Origin of the sequence: Veillonella sp. KGMB01456 (genome assembly GCF_023051165.1) — a bacterium.
Classification (GTDB): domain Bacteria; phylum Bacillota; class Negativicutes; order Veillonellales; family Veillonellaceae; genus Veillonella_A.
Genome location: NZ_JALKIG010000001.1, coordinates 71,893 through 89,880, shown reverse-complemented (window position 1 = coordinate 89,880; position 17,988 = coordinate 71,893). Strand labels below are relative to the sequence as shown.

Annotated in this window: 15 protein-coding genes; 3 read left to right on the top strand and 12 right to left on the bottom strand. The window is 40.5% G+C overall.

Going from position 1 to position 17,988, the window contains the following annotated elements; translation table 11 throughout:
- The first annotated feature begins 477 nt into the window (after window positions 1-477).
- On the top strand, window positions 478-1,944 hold the full coding sequence (locus MXE28_RS00505; RefSeq protein WP_021842670.1) for a catalase: 1,467 nt from the start codon (window positions 478-480) through the stop codon (window positions 1,942-1,944).
- Between the two features lie 187 nt (window positions 1,945-2,131).
- On the opposite strand, the gene MXE28_RS00500 is transcribed toward MXE28_RS00505, so the two are convergent.
- The 4 genes from MXE28_RS00500 to MXE28_RS00485 form a co-directional block, all read right to left on the bottom strand.
- Window positions 2,132-3,760 (bottom strand): L-lactate permease, encoded by a 1,629-nt coding sequence (locus MXE28_RS00500; RefSeq protein ID WP_247239688.1) that lies wholly within the window; start codon window positions 3,758-3,760, stop codon window positions 2,132-2,134.
- A 2-nt stretch (window positions 3,761-3,762) separates the two neighbouring features.
- Window positions 3,763-4,938 carry a M20/M25/M40 family metallo-hydrolase gene (locus tag MXE28_RS00495; protein ID WP_247239687.1) on the bottom strand — a complete coding sequence of 392 codons (1,176 nt, stop codon included), beginning with the start codon at window positions 4,936-4,938 and terminating at the stop codon, window positions 3,763-3,765.
- Between the two features lie 64 nt (window positions 4,939-5,002).
- Complete coding sequence (locus MXE28_RS00490) at window positions 5,003-6,394, bottom strand: Na+/H+ antiporter NhaC family protein (RefSeq protein WP_226974447.1); 1,392 nt, start codon at window positions 6,392-6,394, stop codon at window positions 5,003-5,005.
- A gap of 41 nt (window positions 6,395-6,435) precedes the next feature.
- The gene (locus tag MXE28_RS00485; protein ID WP_247239686.1) at window positions 6,436-7,659 is read right to left on the bottom strand and encodes a diaminopropionate ammonia-lyase; all 1,224 of its coding nucleotides are present in this window, start codon (window positions 7,657-7,659) and stop codon (window positions 6,436-6,438) included.
- Between the two features lie 110 nt (window positions 7,660-7,769).
- Here MXE28_RS00485 and MXE28_RS00480 point away from each other — a divergent pair, with 110 nt between their 5' ends.
- Window positions 7,770-8,708, top strand: a complete 939-nt coding sequence (locus MXE28_RS00480) for an AraC family transcriptional regulator (RefSeq protein WP_247239685.1) — start codon at window positions 7,770-7,772, stop codon at window positions 8,706-8,708.
- 153 nt (window positions 8,709-8,861) lie between these two features.
- On the opposite strand, the gene MXE28_RS00475 is transcribed toward MXE28_RS00480, so the two are convergent.
- The 8 genes from MXE28_RS00475 to MXE28_RS00440 all read right to left on the bottom strand — a co-directional run bounded on the left by MXE28_RS00475 (window position 8,862) and on the right by MXE28_RS00440 (window position 17,271).
- Window positions 8,862-10,166 (bottom strand): YjiH family protein, encoded by a 1,305-nt coding sequence (locus tag MXE28_RS00475; RefSeq protein WP_156704685.1) that lies wholly within the window; start codon window positions 10,164-10,166, stop codon window positions 8,862-8,864.
- Window positions 10,167-10,432: 266 nt separating this feature from the next.
- Window positions 10,433-11,797, bottom strand: a complete 1,365-nt coding sequence (locus MXE28_RS00470; protein WP_021842659.1) for an FAD-dependent oxidoreductase — start codon at window positions 11,795-11,797, stop codon at window positions 10,433-10,435.
- Between the two features lie 298 nt (window positions 11,798-12,095).
- Window positions 12,096-12,569 (bottom strand): Rrf2 family transcriptional regulator, encoded by a 474-nt coding sequence (locus MXE28_RS00465; RefSeq protein ID WP_021842660.1) that lies wholly within the window; start codon window positions 12,567-12,569, stop codon window positions 12,096-12,098.
- A 102-nt stretch (window positions 12,570-12,671) separates the two neighbouring features.
- On the bottom strand, window positions 12,672-13,301 hold the full coding sequence (locus tag MXE28_RS00460; RefSeq protein ID WP_247239684.1) for an NAD(P)-dependent oxidoreductase: 630 nt from the start codon (window positions 13,299-13,301) through the stop codon (window positions 12,672-12,674).
- A 481-nt stretch (window positions 13,302-13,782) separates the two neighbouring features.
- Window positions 13,783-14,466: a TerC family protein gene (locus tag MXE28_RS00455; RefSeq protein WP_021842662.1), complete on the bottom strand. Its 684-nt coding sequence runs from the start codon at window positions 14,464-14,466 to the stop codon at window positions 13,783-13,785.
- Window positions 14,467-14,484: 18 nt separating this feature from the next.
- The gene (locus tag MXE28_RS00450) at window positions 14,485-15,015 is read right to left on the bottom strand and encodes a nitroreductase (protein WP_021842663.1); all 531 of its coding nucleotides are present in this window, start codon (window positions 15,013-15,015) and stop codon (window positions 14,485-14,487) included.
- A gap of 319 nt (window positions 15,016-15,334) precedes the next feature.
- A complete protein-coding gene (locus MXE28_RS00445) occupies window positions 15,335-15,889 on the bottom strand; it encodes an NAD(P)H-dependent oxidoreductase (protein ID WP_247239683.1) in 555 nt (184 codons plus the stop codon).
- A gap of 95 nt (window positions 15,890-15,984) precedes the next feature.
- Window positions 15,985-17,271, bottom strand: a complete 1,287-nt coding sequence (locus MXE28_RS00440; RefSeq protein WP_021842665.1) for an L-serine ammonia-lyase, iron-sulfur-dependent, subunit alpha — start codon at window positions 17,269-17,271, stop codon at window positions 15,985-15,987.
- 365 nt (window positions 17,272-17,636) lie between these two features.
- On the opposite strand from MXE28_RS00440, the gene MXE28_RS00435 reads away from it, so the two are divergent.
- Window positions 17,637-17,987 (top strand): hypothetical protein, encoded by a 351-nt coding sequence (locus MXE28_RS00435; protein ID WP_006555381.1) that lies wholly within the window; start codon window positions 17,637-17,639, stop codon window positions 17,985-17,987.
- Window position 17,988: the final 1 nt, after the last annotated feature.

The window sequence follows — 17,988 nt, the reverse complement described above, 5'->3', positions numbered from 1 at the left end:
CCAGCTAATAAATACACTGTCAATAATGATATGTTCATACTACAAGCATATTATAAGTATAGAGTATCATATAAAATTCAATAAGAAAAGGAACCGTCCGTTCATTAATAAAGTATATTATGTGCCGTTTATTGTCAGCTACTTATTATCAACCGCGATACGTCTCCGCTTATGATAGATATTACCGAAAAGCTCCATTTAGTCCAAAATATATGCGTGAAACAATCATATAGCATCTTCACTTCATATTAATATATCAAAAAATTGTAAAGTATCTTTTATATTACATAGCTTAATCATTACAGATAATAGCTGCATTTACAGCTATTATCTCATCAAATTTAATAATATTTTTAATAAAAAAATCTTGTGTATTTCGAAATTTAACGTTATAATAATAGTATAAATGGATAATAATTATCCGTTAACATTCAAAACAATCGAAAAGTTAGTAGGTACTAAGGAGGAAATAGGAAAATGAGTGACAAAAAGAAATTGACTACCGCATTTGGTGCACCCGTACCGGACAATAATAACTCTATGACGGCCGGCAAACGTGGTCCTGTCCTTATGCAAGACGTATGGCTCATGGAAAAACTAGGCCATTTTGCTCGTGAAGTAATTCCTGAAAGACGTATGCATGCTAAAGGTTCCGGTGCATTCGGTACTTTTACTGTAACTAATGACATCACTAAATACACTAAAGCTAAACTTTTTTCAGAAGTTGGCAAAAAAACCGATTTATTCGTTCGTTTCTCCACAGTAGCCGGGGAACGCGGTGCAGCTGACGCCGAACGCGATATTCGCGGTTTTGCCGTTAAATTCTACACCGAAGAAGGCAACTGGGACCTCGTTGGTAACAACACCCCGGTATTCTTCATTCGCGATCCATTGCAATTCCCTGATTTGAACCGTGCCGTAAAACGTAATCCAAAAACAAACTTGCGTGATGCCGAAGCTAACTGGGACTTCTGGACCAGCTTACCGGAAGCCATCCACCAGATTACTATCGTTATGAGTGACCGTGGTATCCCTTCCTCCTACCGCCATATGCATGGTTTCGGTAGCCATACGTACAGCTTAATCAACGCCAATAACGAACGCGTTTGGGTTAAATTCCACTGGGTTTGCCAACAACCGATTGAAAACTTGAGCGACCAAGAAGCAGCCGAAGTGGTAGCCGGCGACCGCGAAAGCCATCAACGGGATTTATTCGACGCCATTGAAAAAGGCGACTTCCCGAAATGGAAATTGTGCATCCAGGTTATGACGGAAGAAAAGGCTAAAGAAATGCCATACAATCCGTTCGACCTCACTAAAGTTTGGTATCACAGCGAATTCCCGCTCATCGAAGTTGGTGTCATGGAATTGAACCGCAATCCTGAAAACTACTTCCAAGACGTTGAACAAGCTGCCTTTGCTCCGTCCACCATAATTCCGGGCATCGGATTCTCCCCTGACAGAATGTTACAAGGTCGTTTATTCTCCTATGCTGACGCACAGCGTTACCGCTTAGGCACTAACTACCATCAGATTCCTGTTAACGCCGCTAAATGCCCTGTTAACATGTACCATCGCGACGGTCTCGGCCGTGTTGACGGTAACCACGGCGCTACCATCGGCTATGCGCCAAACACTAAAGGCGAATGGCTCAACCAACCGGAATTCAAAGAACCACCGCTCGATATTACGGGCCCTGCTTACCAATACGATTTCTATGAAGACGATTCCGATTTCTACACCCAACCGGGCAAATTGTTCCGTCTCATGACTCCGGAAAAACAACAACTTTTATTTGAAAATACAGCACGTGCTATGAACGGCGTTTCTAAAGAAATTCAAGAACGCCATGCTAAACATTGTTACCAATGTGATCCGGCTTACGGCGAAGGCGTAGCCAAGGCACTCGGTATTACAGTTGATTTTTCCAATTTAAATGATTAATATATTCGCGTTTCATGTGACCAATGTGTGCAATTAATCATTAAAAATAACTACTCTCTCTAGGAAAATCAGCTGCATAATAAGCAAACCCCCTCTCTGTGCATCCGCACGGAGAGGGGGTTTGTGTTATCTGAATCCAAAGCTTAGGATTATAGGATTATAGGGTTATAGGGTTATAGGACAAAACTTACAACAATAACTGCATAAAGCCTAACAAACCAAATATAACAGCCAGCGCAATAGTAAACGGCATCATAAGTTTCAATATTTTATCTTCACCTTCGTTAAAACCGGTTGTGACAATACCCATAATCACACAGCCCGGCGAAAAGGAATTGCCAAGCACGCCGCCGGTAGTTTGCAACGCTGCCGTAATAGCCGGATTTATGCCCAGCGCCTTAGCCGCCAGCATTTGTAAATTGCCGAATAATATATTGGACGACATATTACTGCCCGTCAAAAAGGACCCGATCATGCCCAGTAACGGCGATACGATAACATAGTAAATACCGAGCAATTCAACAATCCCCGTTGAAAGCACATAAATTTGCCCGCTACTGCCCATATATTTAGCCATGACAATCAAACAGGTAATCGCTATGGTAGGCGCCTTACATTTTTCAAAAGTACGTTTATTAATAGCCGTTACCGCTGATTTAGATAAAAATTTCTTTTTTTCATAGTACCAAAGACTACTTAGCGCTGACAAAAGTAAGAACGTACCTGCATACGTTAAGGGTTGCACAGGGCTGAAATAAGGCTCCGCCTTAGTCATATAGCCAAAAGCAGTCGCCGTCTCAGGAAACGTGAGCGCCACTTTCCAGACACTGAGAGCATTGTAAATCGGTGGCACTAACAAGCATAATACGGTAATGCCAATCAACAGATAGTATGGCAAAAAAGCTTGATTAAACGACATGGTACGTCCGGAAGTGACCTTTGCCGGCGTGTCATTCAACGGTGCTCTTTCAGTTTGATTAAGCCGCATCATAATTGGACTGTCCGTATTATACCATCGTTGCTTATACTTTGGAATTTTACTCACCACAAACACTAAGCCCATACCGATAGCGGTTGGTAAAAAGCAGGAAATTGTTGGATTAATGGTGGCAAGCCATAATTCGCCACCACCCATGACAAGCGACAAGCCAACTACTACCGGCCAAACAGATTGTATTGCCCTCATTCGTCCATATAACCAACAAATATATAGCACCGCTAAAAAGTTAAAAATCCAAATCATAGCCGCCGCCAAAAAGGCGGCATACACTTGTTCGTTGCCATTCATCGAGGATTGCTGAACCAAGGCCTCCCAAGCAAGCGCCAAGGTCCCAAACGTAGCGCCCCAAGAATGGCCCAGCAGTACAATGACAATACTGTACAGCGGCCTTACGCCAATACTCAATAACAGCGGCGCTCCCACCGCCACAGCAACACCAAAGCCGGTTATCCCCTGTAAGAAACTGGGGAACACCCATCCTAATATTAAAATCTGCAATAGTTCGTGTTTTGTAATCCGTTGAATACCTGTACGAATCGCCTCAACCGCCTTAACTTCACAAGTTATTTCATATAAATAAATAGCCGGCCAAATCACGAGCAATATGGTGGCAGCGTTCCAAACGCCCTTACCGGTTTCAAATAATAAAGCTAACGGTGATGATCCGAAAAGCAACCCGGCAATCAGCAATGCCAAGCTCATACTGACTACCGACGCCTTCGCAATCCGCCACCGCAGTTTAATAATCGCTACTAAAAGAAATACAATGGGTACTAACGCCGGTAACCAAAAACGTATATCCGTTGAAAGTTCCACAACTACAACTCCTTAATTTTCAAAACAGTGCCTGCAAATATTTTAGCTCTAGAGTATAAGGAATTAATTATGCCATATTCTTTTTTATTATGTGCATATTGACCGATGATACCGCAGTTATCTAAAACCGGAATACCGGCTGCCGCCATATTTCCGGCATCGGATGCTCCGCCTAAATGCACTTTCCCAAATTCATCAAAACCGTTATCTTTGGCAACTGTATTAACAAAGTCTAGTAAACGAATCGCTTCTTTGGTTTCTTGAAGTGGCAATAATTTAGCGCGGTAATACGTTAACTTTGACTTTGTTCCTTCAATAAACGTTTCATCAGTAATTTCATACATAGAGTCCATAATACGTTTTGCTTCATTTTCATTTGTCACTCGCACATCGAACACGACTTCACAATGATCTGCAATGCCACTGGTGTGCCCACCACCCTTTATAACTGCCGTTGTAACCGTAGTTCCTACGGATAAGTCAGTGAGTTCAATAATTTTCTGAATCTTATACACGGCTTCATTAATTGCATTACGACCTTTCAAAAAATCATTACCGGCATGACCACCTACCCCGTCAACACTCAAATAATAGGTAAATTGACTTTTCTTCTGAGTACATAAACTATTATTCATTTGACCGGTTTCCATGTTAAAACAACAGAGTGCCCCTTTTGATTCAGCCGTTAGTATTTTATTGCCGTCATTACCGACATGATCGGATTCTTCTTCACCTACAACAATAAGTTTAATCGGGTGCTCCTTATACTGTATAAAGTTTAACGCTTTTGCAACATATAATGCAATAATTAAACCGCCTTTCATATCAAGCACACCGGGTCCAAAAATTTTCCCGTCTTTAATGACAGTCGGATTTTCACCGCCAAAGCTACCGGTATAATGTACTGTATCACAATGGCCGGAAAATATAATCGGTTTCCCCGGTCGATCCATCCCTAACTCGGCAATCATAATACCACAACGGTCATCGGCAACCTCTCTGAATCTACACGCAAAACCTTCTTTTTCCAACTGCTGTTGCAACCACGTTCTGGCTTTTAATACATTATCTTTTTCTTCAAAGTGCCCCTCTAAATCAGCAAACGTTCTTAAATCCTGTACCATGTCTTCCTTATGTTCATCAATAAATGTAAAGATTTTCGCTAATTGATTTTCCATGATAAATTACCTCCCAAGAACAGACTGTCAAATACCCAATCGAAATTAATACCTGTTGCTATACCTAACTTTTACTCATCTTAGCCAATAAAGATTTATCCAAATTAAACCCTGTAATCAACAATATAACGATTAAATAAAGTGGCATACTGACATAATATTTAAACATCGCAACCGGATCTACACCTAAAAAGCCGGTAACGGTAGCACACATTACTGTAAACGGTACGAACATAGAGAACACTAAACATCCAACAGTGGCAGCCCGTGTTAAATCCAAGCGATTCAAACCTGCTTTATCATAAACAGTTGTCATAATATTGCCTGTAAAAACTTCAGAGAAACTGGCCGAAGATGAGAAATTTGCCAAAAATCCCAATACAATTACGCATACAACTCCACTTAAACGACATTTAATTTTCTTAGTTAGTGGAACTACCAATACATCCAGTACATTACATAGCTTTAGTATTCCAAATAAACCAAATGAGAAGATAATTAAAACTGCTGTTCCCGTCATACTCGAAATGCCGCCTCGACTGAATAAAGTTTCAATTAATTTATTATCCGAAACTAAGTGATAGCCGCCCCATACCGCACTAACAGTATTTACGATACTTTGCCCTTGAAATACTACAGCCACACCTATAGCACTTAGAATACCAATTAAAATGGCCGGTATCGCCGGAAATTCAAAAATCAACAAGCCAAACACCAAAATCACCGGTATAAGACACCATACACCTAAATTGTAGCTATCTTCGATGGCAATAACTAAATTGCTTATAGTCGATGTATCAGCCATCGGTACATCCCCAAACACCCCCATAAACGCATAAAATGCGAAGGATATAAGAATAACCGGAATTGTCATAGGCAACTGAAAAATTACACTTTTAAAAACATCTACATTCGTTGCACCGGCAATAACATTAGGAGTATCAGATAAAGGTGACAATCCATCACCAATAACGGCAGCACAAAGAATAGCACTGGCGGCCCAATAGGTATCAATTCCCATGCCGGCCGCAACCCCCATAAGGGCCACCCCAATTGTCCCACAGGTACCGAAACTTGTACCCGTAAAACAAGCACAAATAAAGGTAATCGCAAACGCTGTTGCTAAAAAATATTGAGGATTTATCATTTTTAACCCTAGAGCCGTAATATAAGCAATGGTACCACTGGCACACCAAGCACCAATTAATCCACCAATAATTAATATTAAAAGAACCGGCATAATGCATTTAGGAATAAAGTCCAACATCCCACTTTGTAACTCTTTATAGGTATAGCCCAATCTCATACAAAGTGGAATCGCAATTAGCCACGATAGTACAAACATAACATGAATTTTAACTCCAAACACAGCAGCCGGAATCATAATGAAAGCAAAACATACGCCCATTACAAATGCGGCATACGAAAAAGTCAACTCCCGTTTCATCGTATTCATACCTATCCCTCTATCTATTAACCAACCTATTATAAGAAGATCTAACAGTTTTCTTTGAATAATTTTCCGGAAATAATAGCCTCATAATTCTCTGGATCCGTATCACCTTCAGTATTTATGAGTAAAATTTTAGAATCCGAATTTAATTGCATACTTTCCTTCAATGACTTGTAACGTTCATCCGCTAAAATAGTTTTTACAACCCCCATTGTTACTGCTCCTGATTCGCCTGAAATAATTTGAGCATCACCGGAAAGCGGTTTATGGTATGTTCTCATTCCACAAGCTGCTACACTATCAGCACAAGATACGTAAAAGTCAGGCAGATTACTTAGTTCACCCCAGGTTACTTTGCACGGTGTACCGCAGTTCAAGCCGGCCATAATCGTAAAAGGCGAGCCTTCAATAGAATGCATCGCGCCATCATCAATCAGCTTAGATCTATAAATACAGTCAGCTACTTGCGGTTCGACGATTACAATTATCGGTTTATCTGTTTTATAATAATCACTTAAAAAGCCTACTACACCGCCAGCCATAGCCCCGACCCCGGCTTGTAAAAAAACATGGGTTGGTTTATTTTTTTTAGTTCCCAACTCTTCAACCGTTTCAAGAATCATAGTTAAATAACCTTGTATAATCCAAGTTGGGATTTTTTCATAACCGTCCCAAGCAGTATCTTGAATAAGATACCAACCGTTTGCTTCACTTTGGCTCTTTACAAATCTAACAGTATCATCATAATTAAACTTTGTAATCTCAACATCGGCAGGGCCCGCATTTCTAATGGCCTCGGCCCGAACTTCCTGAGAACCGGCTGGCATATAGACATGTGCTTTACAACCAAAAATTCCGGCTGCCCATGAAACACCTTTACCATGATTCCCATCAGTTGCCGTAACAAACTCAATCGCTTGTAAGGTCGCTTTAAATTTATCTTGTAATAAATCTTTAAGTTGTGCTGTTTGATAATCTAAACCTAGAACTTCACAGATAATACGAAACATAGCATAACTGCCACCTAAACCTTTAAATGCATTAAGACTGAATCGTTTCGATTCATCTTTAACCATGATATTGGAAATTTGTAATTTTTTTGCTAATCCATCAAGGTGAACCAAAGGTGTTTTTTGATAAGCCTCTAATGACTCATGTGATTTTTTAGCCGCTAAAGCTTCATTATAGTCAAAACAACCATCACTTCTAAATTCTCTTAAACCCTTATTAATCAGCACTTCCATAACATCATTGCTAAAAATACGCATCTCATCACTTCCCTTTTCAACGATTTATTGTTATACTTACTATACTATTTATTAATTTATGGTTATATCACTAAAAATCTTAATTTTATAAAAATATTGAGGTCGTAAGAATGAAAGAGAAAAAAATTACCTTTGATCATTCAAAACAAGAATTAATAAAACCTATTTTCCCCGGTTTTAATATTTCAATTTTTACAACTACATTTTCGCCCCATACCTATGAGTTCATTAATTGGCATTGGCATCAAGCATTTCAATATTGTTATGTAACAGAAGGTATCATTGATATAAAACTTCCCCGACAGACATATTCAATAAAAAAAGGAGACGGTTTTTTTATTAACTATCAGCAGATACATCTCATTAAACAAAATAAAAGTGTTTCAACCGCGTCTTACATCTGTTTAGATATTCCACCATCTTTTATCGCCCACGATAATCACGGACGAATTTATTCTCGATATATAAACCCGATTCTTAAGTCACCTATTCCAGCAGCCTTAAAATTATCCGGTAATGAGTCCAACTCAAAAAATATCCTAAATAAAATAATTAACATTCAGCAATTAATAAAAGAAACACCGGAACTATTTGAAGTTGATGTAGAAATTGATATATTGGAAATTTTTAAAGAAACATATTTATTGCTAAAATCTAATTCACAAGACAGCGATGAAGTCCCGCAAAGCTACTATGAAAATGATCGGTTAAAACAAATTCTTTCCTTTATACAAAATCACTATCAAGAAAAAATAACGCTGGAGGAAATTGCAAAATCTGTTTCCATCAGCAAAAGCGAATGTAGTCGCTTTTTTAAAAAAGTCACCGGAGAATCGTTGTTCAATTACTTAATACTCTATCGGATAAACAAAAGTATCGACTTAATCAGAGATACCAATTTATCTATCGCCGAAATTGCAACCTCAGTAGGTTTCAGTGACCAAAGTTACTATACTAAATGTTTTAAGGAACAAAAAAAGATAACTCCCAAAAAGTTCAAGGAGTTATCTATTAGGCAACCAACAGGAATATTATCTTATGATTTCTGATATATAATTTATCAGGGAATATTTATTAATTTTGTTTGTAAATCTATTTCGATAATTCACAATTTGAATTCACAGGACGCTTATAGCCGTCTGACCGCTCCAAATGCAACACTACTGCATTATTTACGTATCATCAGAAATAATTACGGAACACTACATTAACCACTTAATCGCATAAATAACTGGTACAGAAATCAAAATAGATAAGACCACACGTTCAAACCAAATAATGAAATAATCTTTGAGTTTAATCGGGATTTCCGTAGCCATCATACATGGAATGGATGCGGAGAAGAACAATACCTCGGAAACGCAGGTAATAGCAACCAACATACGAACTTCAAAGCTCAATTTCGTAACCAAAACGGCGGGCAGGAACATTTCCGCAATACCGAGGGATAACGCTTTAGCTACTAAAAACGGTTCTTCAAAGCCCGTAATCCAGGTAAACGGATACAATGTATAGGCCAAAATGTTAAACACCGGCGTATTATTGGCGATAACAATACCCAGTACACCAATCGACATGAGGGACGGTGCAATTTTTAAGGCCAACACGAGGCCGTCACGGAGATGATGAAAGGTACCGGTCACAATACCGTCCGCTTTGGAACTGGCTTCCATGGCTTCTTCAAAAGCGACTTTGAATTTATCATGCACAACAACGCGTTCCACTTCCCCCTGTACATCGTTGTAATAAGTATCCGGCTTTTTACTGATTGGATAAATACGCGCCGTCACAGCCGTAACAAGGAAGGTAACAACAACGGTGGCCCAGAAATATAAGTTCCATACATCCAATAAATTAAGAGTTTTGGCCACAATAATCATAAAGGTAGCTGATACCGTGGAGAAACCGGTGGCAATAACAACGGCTTCTTTAATAGTATAACGACCTTCTTTGAAAACACGGTTCGTAATTAAAAGGGCTACCGAGTAACTGCCTACAAAGGATGCTACCGCATCAATAGCGGAGCGCCCCGGCGTTTGCCACAGTGGTCTCATAACAGGACGCATGAAAACTCCGACGAATTCCATGAGACCATAGTTAATAAGCAAAGCCAAGAATACAGCCCCAATCGGCACGATCGTAATAACCGGCACTACGATTTTAGAATAAATAAACGGAATCGTACTCTTATTCATTAAAAATTCCGGTCCCACATTCATGAGAGCCATGATAATAAATGGAATCCCCAATATATTCAGCAAAGAGAACACAGTTGTTGTCGTATTCTTATTCCACGTCTTGTTGATAAACGGCAAGACCGCCCCTAGAATAACAAACAAAGCACCATATACCGGCTGGAAGTACGGGATTTTTAAAATATACGTAACAATGTGATCCAGCGGAATCGTCGATTTTCCGCCAATTGTAACCGGTACAAAGAATATAATAATGCCTAAAATACTGTAAATAATGAACTGTAACTTACTCTCGATGGAGTACTTATTCATACCTCTCACCTCTCCACTTGATTGTTAAATCATGAATCCATCAACCTTCCTGTCTCCTTTCCTCCGTATTTATACCTTGCTTAACTACACACTTGATATATTGTAGTTATTTTATTCCTGTAAGGTCTTAAAATTGTCAAATTTTCTTCTAACATGTATAAATTACAAAAAACTCCTTAATATATCGATAATACATTGATATATTAAGGAGTTTTGCTGTTTTATTACATTATGTTTATAATTCGATACTATTCATAAAGAGCATCTTATAACGCAAACAAATCGTTCAAGCTTTCAGACATGGTTGGGTGGTTATAGATGAAGTCGCGGAGTACTTCATAGCCCAAGTCATGATCCATAGCGAGTTTAATCATATTAATCATTTCATGGGATTCGGCACAGAAGAGTTGTGCACCCAAGATTTTGCCGTTTGGAGCTACCAAAGCTTTTAACACGCCTTCAGTTTCGCGAAGTACTTTAGCTTTTGGAATGGCGTTAGCCGGCATTTTAAGAACACGATATTCGAGGCCTTGAGCTTTAGCTTCTTTTTCATTCAAACCAACGCGAGAGAACGGAGGTTCAATGAATACGGAGTATGCGAAAGCACCACGGTTTTCAGTGGTACGTTGACGGTTGCCCATCATGTCATCCAAAACGATGCGGTAATCATCTAAGGAAATGTAGGTGAACTGCAATTTACCAACAACGTCGCCGGCAGCCCAGATGTTAGGCACGCTGGTGCGTAAGTGTTCATCTGTTTCAACAGCGCCACGGTTCGTCATTTTGATACCCGCTTTTTCAGCTTGAAGCTCGTCGGTGTTTGGACGACGACCGGTAGCAATCAAAACAGCATCGCCGGCTAATTCTTTAGTAGCGCCGTCAGCTGTGTAAGTTACTACGCCGTCTTTAATAGCGCTAATAGCCGCACCGGTAATCACTTCAACGCCTTTAGCGCTGATAACTTCGCGAATTACTTCGACAATGTCTTCGTCTTCACGCGGTAAAAATACATCCGAATCTTGAATAATCGTAACTTTGCTGCCGAATTCGGCAAACATGGACGCGAATTCCAAACCGATATAGCCGCCGCCTACGATAGTAAGGCGTTCAGGAAGTTCATCCAAATCCATGAGCGTCTGGGATGTGTAAAGTTTATTGCCTGCCTGAAGTTCACCGGTCGCTGGATCACGTACGCCTTCAATATTAGGAATTACCGGCGTGGAACCGGTGTTAATCAAGAACTGTTCAGCGGTCAACGTCAAATCGCCATCAGCAGTTTTAACGTTGATAGTCTTAGCATCAACAAAGGATGCTACGCCATCAATAATTTCAGCACCTGCTTGAGCTACTTTATTATAGTTGGCCTGATTTAACGCAGCGGTCAATTGACGTTTACCTTCAATAGATTTTTTAAAATAAGCCGCTTTTTCTTCAAAAGATGCATCAGGGGACAACGCCGCATCTGTAATCAAACGTTTTGAAGGAATACAACCTACATTAATACAAGTACCGCCATACATAAAAGCGTCTTTTTCAATTAACGCTACTTTTTTGCCGGATTTTGCTAATTTACCGGCCAAAGTTTTGCCGGCTTTACCGAAACCAATCACAATTACGTCATACGATTTCATCTTTTACCTCCTTATTATTTCGCTATCAATATTTTTGAAAAATAAATAATCTTGAATATCTGTCTCATACATTTAATTATATCACACTGCCTCCAAAAGGCCGCAATATAACATCGATATTTTTCAAAAAATTTACGATTATTCAGTCAATAAACTTTTGAAAAATATCATAGTCAATATAAAAGACCCCCGCTCGGTCATGATACGTAACTTTCCTGAAGGATAAGCTCTTACATAACCGAGACACGGGGTTCTCTGCTCAATTATTTAGTTTTTATACCAGCTCCGAGCATAGTTTTTATACCAGCTCCGAACAATCGGCATTGGCCGCTGCTTCATCTTTAGCAATTTGCGTTTCTGCATCTTCAATAATCGAAGCTAACGTAATACTTTGCAATTCTTTTTCAAGGGCACTCTGAATCTGCTCCAAACGGCCATCCAGCACACAATGAATGTGACTGCCGACCGGACAATCTTGAGCCGGGTTTTCATGAAAACTGAACAGCTGACCGTTATCGAGGGATTCCACGGCGTTGAAAATATCTAACAAGGTGATGTCCGACGGACATTTGGCAATCTTGATGCCGGACGTGCCCTGACGAGAATCAATCAGACCATGAGCCTTCAACATGAGCACGATGTTACGAATAATAACCGGATTTACGTTGATACTACCGGCCAAAAACTTGCTGGTTACTTTATATTTCTTTTCTGCAATAGCGATACAAGTAAAAATATGAACCGCTATAGTAAAACGACTGGATATTTGCATGGGCATGCCTCCTAATAAATTGTAATATACACTATTACATTACAGATTATATCACGAATCCACCGTTTTTACTATAACGACGCCCAAAATAAAGATGTATAATTATTTACCCACCACGCTGATACGCTGCTGAATGTGGTTACCTTTTTCGATTTTATCCACCATAGCAAGGGCGTAGTCGGCATAACTTACCACACTTTCACCACGGTCGTTAACAGTGAATTCTTCACCGGCCAAAATGTATTCACCGGTACGAGCACCTTCCGGATCAAAAATCGCAGCAGGGCTTACGAAGGTCCATTTTACATCATTGCGTTTGCGAAGTTCTGCCAATTCATCAGCCTGAGCTTTAGCGAGCGCATAGAATTCTTTTGGAAATTCCGGTGTATCGAGAAGCTGTGTCGTATGTTCTTTATCTACGAACAAGCTGCCGGCACCACCTACAACCAATAAACGAGTATCCGTATTGGCTACGGCATCGGACAAATGCATCAACGATTTAGTGTGAAGATCCAAGGTATCCGGCGCAAATGTACCAAATGCATCAACTACTGCATCAAAACCGGCCAAATCTTCTTTCGTGATATCCATAATATCTTTTTGAACAAATTTAGTAGCGTCCGATTTATTTTCGCTACGGGCAAAACCGGTTACGTCAAAACCACGACGAAATGCTTCTGCTACTACCAAACGACCTACTTTACCATTCGAACTTACAACTGCAATTTTCATAATTGAACCTCTACTTTCTCCCGCACCGGGAATAAATGACTGTTAAAAATTTAACTTTTGAATCCTTAATGCTTAATACGTAACGCTGAACTCTGTAATACTGAATGCTTTAATACTGAACTCTTTAATACTGAATTCTTAATACTTAATGCCTAACTTTTAAAACTTAATTCTTAATGACTTTCTTGTAATATTTTTCCTTACATGTTCATGTTACAACCTTTTAGTTGTAATGTCAAGCATTACACTTTAAATTTTTGAAAATTTTTTGTAAAGTCGTTGAATCGTCTTCGCCAAATCATTTTCTCTAATCCGGAAACGCCTATCTTTACGCGGTTTTCAGCGGTATTACCAACCCTATGAGAACAAAAAAAGATGAACCCGGCATAACCGAATTCATCCTTCTTCCCCTCAGGGGCAATTATTATTTTTTACGCCTTTCAATAGAAAAACCGTTGCTCTTCTTCAGCAATTAAGGTCTTTATGCTTCTTCATCCGGAGCCGTTGCTTTACGACGACGTTTCCAAATAAGTGCCGCAGCCACAACCAAGATAACGCCGGCAATTTCAATCAACCGTTCATACCCTGTGATATAAGGCTGTAACAATGGTTCAGCCGTTACCATTTCAGCGGCTACCCACGCGAGCAAGCTGCCGCCGGCCCACAAGATAATCGGATATTTGTTGATGATACGCGCCAACAAACGGGAACCATAAATCAAAAGCGGAACGGTAATTAACATCCCTACGATAACGAGTTCCAAATGGCCTTTGGCGGCACCGACAACGCCGATAACATTGTCGATACTCATCATCGCATCGGCTACGATAATCGTAATAATAGCACCGCGCAGGGAGTCCTTACTTTCAATGTTCTCAGCTTCATCATCGCCGACAAGGAGATGGAATGCAATCCACAAGAGCACGAGACCACCTACGAAATGGAGACCCGGAATGTATTCCAACGCCTCTACCAAGATGGTGGCAAAAATAAGACGCATCGCAATGGCCCCGAAGGTGCCCCACATGATGGCTTTTTCACGATACTTATCTTCCAACTTACTTACGGCCATGCCAATAACCACGGCATTATCGCCGGCCAGCAAAACATCGACCACGATAATTTTGCCAATCATAATCCATGTAGCTAACTCTAAAAATTCCATATATTTTATCCTTTAACTTTATTTTACGTAATATACCCGATTTTCTCTGCGTGGTGCCGCTTTTGGCGTGTCACCGTCAATGTAACCGAGGACACAATGACCGATGCCTTCGTAATCCCCTTCAATCCCAAGCGACTTCAAAAGTTCCTTCCCCTCCGGTGACTCAAACTCTTCTTTGGCACGATGAATCCAGCAACTGCCGAGACCTAACGCATGAGCAGCGAGCATGAGGTTTTGCATAACCAGCGAACCGTCACATACATAAGGTGGCCGTTCTTTTGACGCCAAAACCACCAGCACTACCGGTGCATTGTAAAACGGATCACTTTCGGTACCGAAAATCTTGGCATTCATCGCCGATAAGCGGTCCCGAACTTCTTTATTCGTTACAGCCACAATAATGGCCGATTGTTTCCCCATACTACTAGGCGCATACAAACCTGCTTCAATAATCTGATCTATTAATTCCGCAGGCACCGCATCCGACTTAAAACTACGAACACTCCGTCTAGTTTTTAACAGTTGTATCAAATGTTCTGCATCATGCATAATAATCCCTCGCTTTACATAATTATACTAGAATTACGGCATCCCTTCCGGCTAACATGAAATGTACCGGAAATAATTTCTATCTCATAAATATATTATAATAAGAATTAAGGCCAACTTCAAACAAAAATTGACAAAATTTGTCCACTCAAGCAAAATTTTTTTCTTCTCCTACGAAAACAGATTTTACTTTGGATTAAATAATGCACAGGGTTATAGAAGAAAACTCTTATATCCCAAGAAAAAAGAGGCACATGTTGCCACGTTGCCTCTATATTCAAAAGATATAATTGGGTGATAGGACATGTAATTATTCTACCTACGCTTTAGCCAATAAAGCCATCAACTTTTCAGTGTGAGACGCCAATTTAGCACGCGTAGCCGCTTCATTTTCCGGTTTGCGGTCGCCATAAGACACGCCGGTCGTCGCCACAAAGCCGCCCCAGTGCATACCGGTCAAAATACACATAGATTTAAATGGTGCCAAATAATCTTCCAGTTCAAAACGCATCATGCCCTCACGGCTATAGGCAAAAGCAGGCGCGCCGGTTGTAAACGATGCAATCCATGTTTTACCTTCCAACGCGTGGCCGGATGTACCGTGAGACCAACCGTGTTGGAAAACCTGTTCCATCCAACGATGCATTAACCCCGGCATAGAGTACCAATAGAACGGGTACTGCAACACGATGATATCAGCGGCTTCCAATTTAGCCTGTTCCGCTTTAATATCAAAATTAAAACCGGCGTACTGTGCATCTAAATCATCAAACACAGCATTCGGCAATTTTGCCTTCAAATCTTCCAAAATATACTTATTCGCTACTGAATCTACTACGGTATCATGCGCGGAAACAACTAATACTTTTTTCATCCCAAACTCCTTTACCCATACAATACAATTATATTCAACAGATTCGGCAAAAAGGGGGCTTTTTCCTTCTTTTGAAAAAAATTCCTATCGTTACTCTATTTTTCTCTCATAATATCTAAAATGGTCGCATCGACTCGGTTCATGCCCTCCTGCCCAATACGTGCCATATTGCGAATACAATCCTCCGGCGTTTCGGCACATATACCGTCACTCACTCGCAACGGGGCCTCATTAATCGCAGCCATAGTACTCATAAAGGCCGCCACTGAACCACTGGCTACCTTCAAGGCACAACCAACCTTGCCGCCATCGCAAATCATGCCGGTGACAGTTCCCGTCATATTGCGTACAGCATAGCCGAGCTCTTCATTCGTACCCTCCAGTAAATATGTCATTCCCACTGACGCGGCCGTAGCCGATGCCAATACACAAGCACACATGGGTGATAATTTACCAATCTGAGCATTAATATACCGATTTACCAAATGCGCCAACGCCAGGGCACGCACGCGTTTTAATACGGAAACTTGCAATTCATCAGCCATTTCGTTCACCGGTAAAATAACCACCAAGCCTTTGGTGCCGGCCCCCGAACTACTCATAGTCGGCATAGAACAGCCATCCAAACGGCTTTCCGCTGCCGAGGTAACTTTCACCATAATTCGTGACATTATATCATTTGACAACAACTTTTGGCCTGCCCCTGTTCGCATAGAATCTGCTAAGCCTACACCAATCTTATTGGATTTGGAATAGGCCGCCAGCGTTTCATTCATCACAACGCCGTCCAACAAAAATAACAACTCATCTTCGGACACGGTGTCAACCAAATTTCTCATTTGGGCAATGGTCATGGCTTTTAGCTTTTCAACCAATATATCGTCTTGTTTTAGACGTTGACCGCCTCGACAATCTAAGATTGTTTCATTATTTTTTTGCAAAAAAACAATATTCGTATGAGCATTTTTAATAATACACGTTGCTTGCTCCGCTGCAGTCCAAACAGTGCATTTTGAAAATATACCGCTTTCTTCCGAATTAATTTGAACGATTACACCATCATTATTACAGAGTTCGTCTACCTCGTTTAATACATCCGGCGTAATATCCTCAAATAATTCCATGCGTTTATTCGGATTTTTTAAAAAAGCCCCAAGAGCCGCGGCATACTGCAAGCCTACGTGCTCACAATTCGGGATACCGGCTGACATGCCGTTCTTATAAAGGCCGGGACTGACTTCTACCTCAATCCGTACTATCGGGTCCGTTAATTCAGCACTTGCTGTAGCGGCACAAAGAGCCACGCAGACCGGCTCCGTACAACCAAGCGCCGGTACTACATCTTTATGCAACAACTCTAAAAGTTCGTTTTTGGTTAACATAAGGCCTCACTTGAATTAAATAAAGAATCGCTTCTTGTTAGTTCAGGAATATATTTAAACACACAATGTATGGAACATCGTACTCACAATTTATAGAACATCATACTCTTCATTTAATTATACAATCTACCCTGATAATTAACCATTTATTTTTTTCAAGACGTAAAAGAACCCTATTAACAACCACTTGACGATTGTTAATAGGGTTCACTTTCAAATTATATTCATTGACTATCCTATGGTGAAGTGGTAAACTAAAATTGGCCACGGAGGGGGTAATTTTTGGACATACGGTGTATACTGTACGGATAGTACGAAATTAATTATCGGACAGAAATTCTCCCTCACAGGACAGGAGGTTTGCCGTGAAGTACACAAAAGAACAGAGATTGGACATTGGCCGCCGCATTTACGACGGCGAAATCAGCCGGTATGAAGCTGCAGAGGAATACGTTATCAATGAGCAGACGGCACGGAATTACATGAGAATGTACCGGGATGCCAACCAGTTGCCGCCCAAGCAGGGACGAAGAAGCATCTGTGCGCCCTCGTTCAAGAAAGCTCCGGCAGAGCTGGATGAACTGAAGGCGATGACAAAGGAAGAACTTATCCAGGAACTAATCAAGGCCAAGATAACCGAGGCACGGCTAAAAAAAGGCTACGAGGTGAAGGGGGATGGTACTGTAATTCTGTACGGCAACAAGATTATCAAGTAAT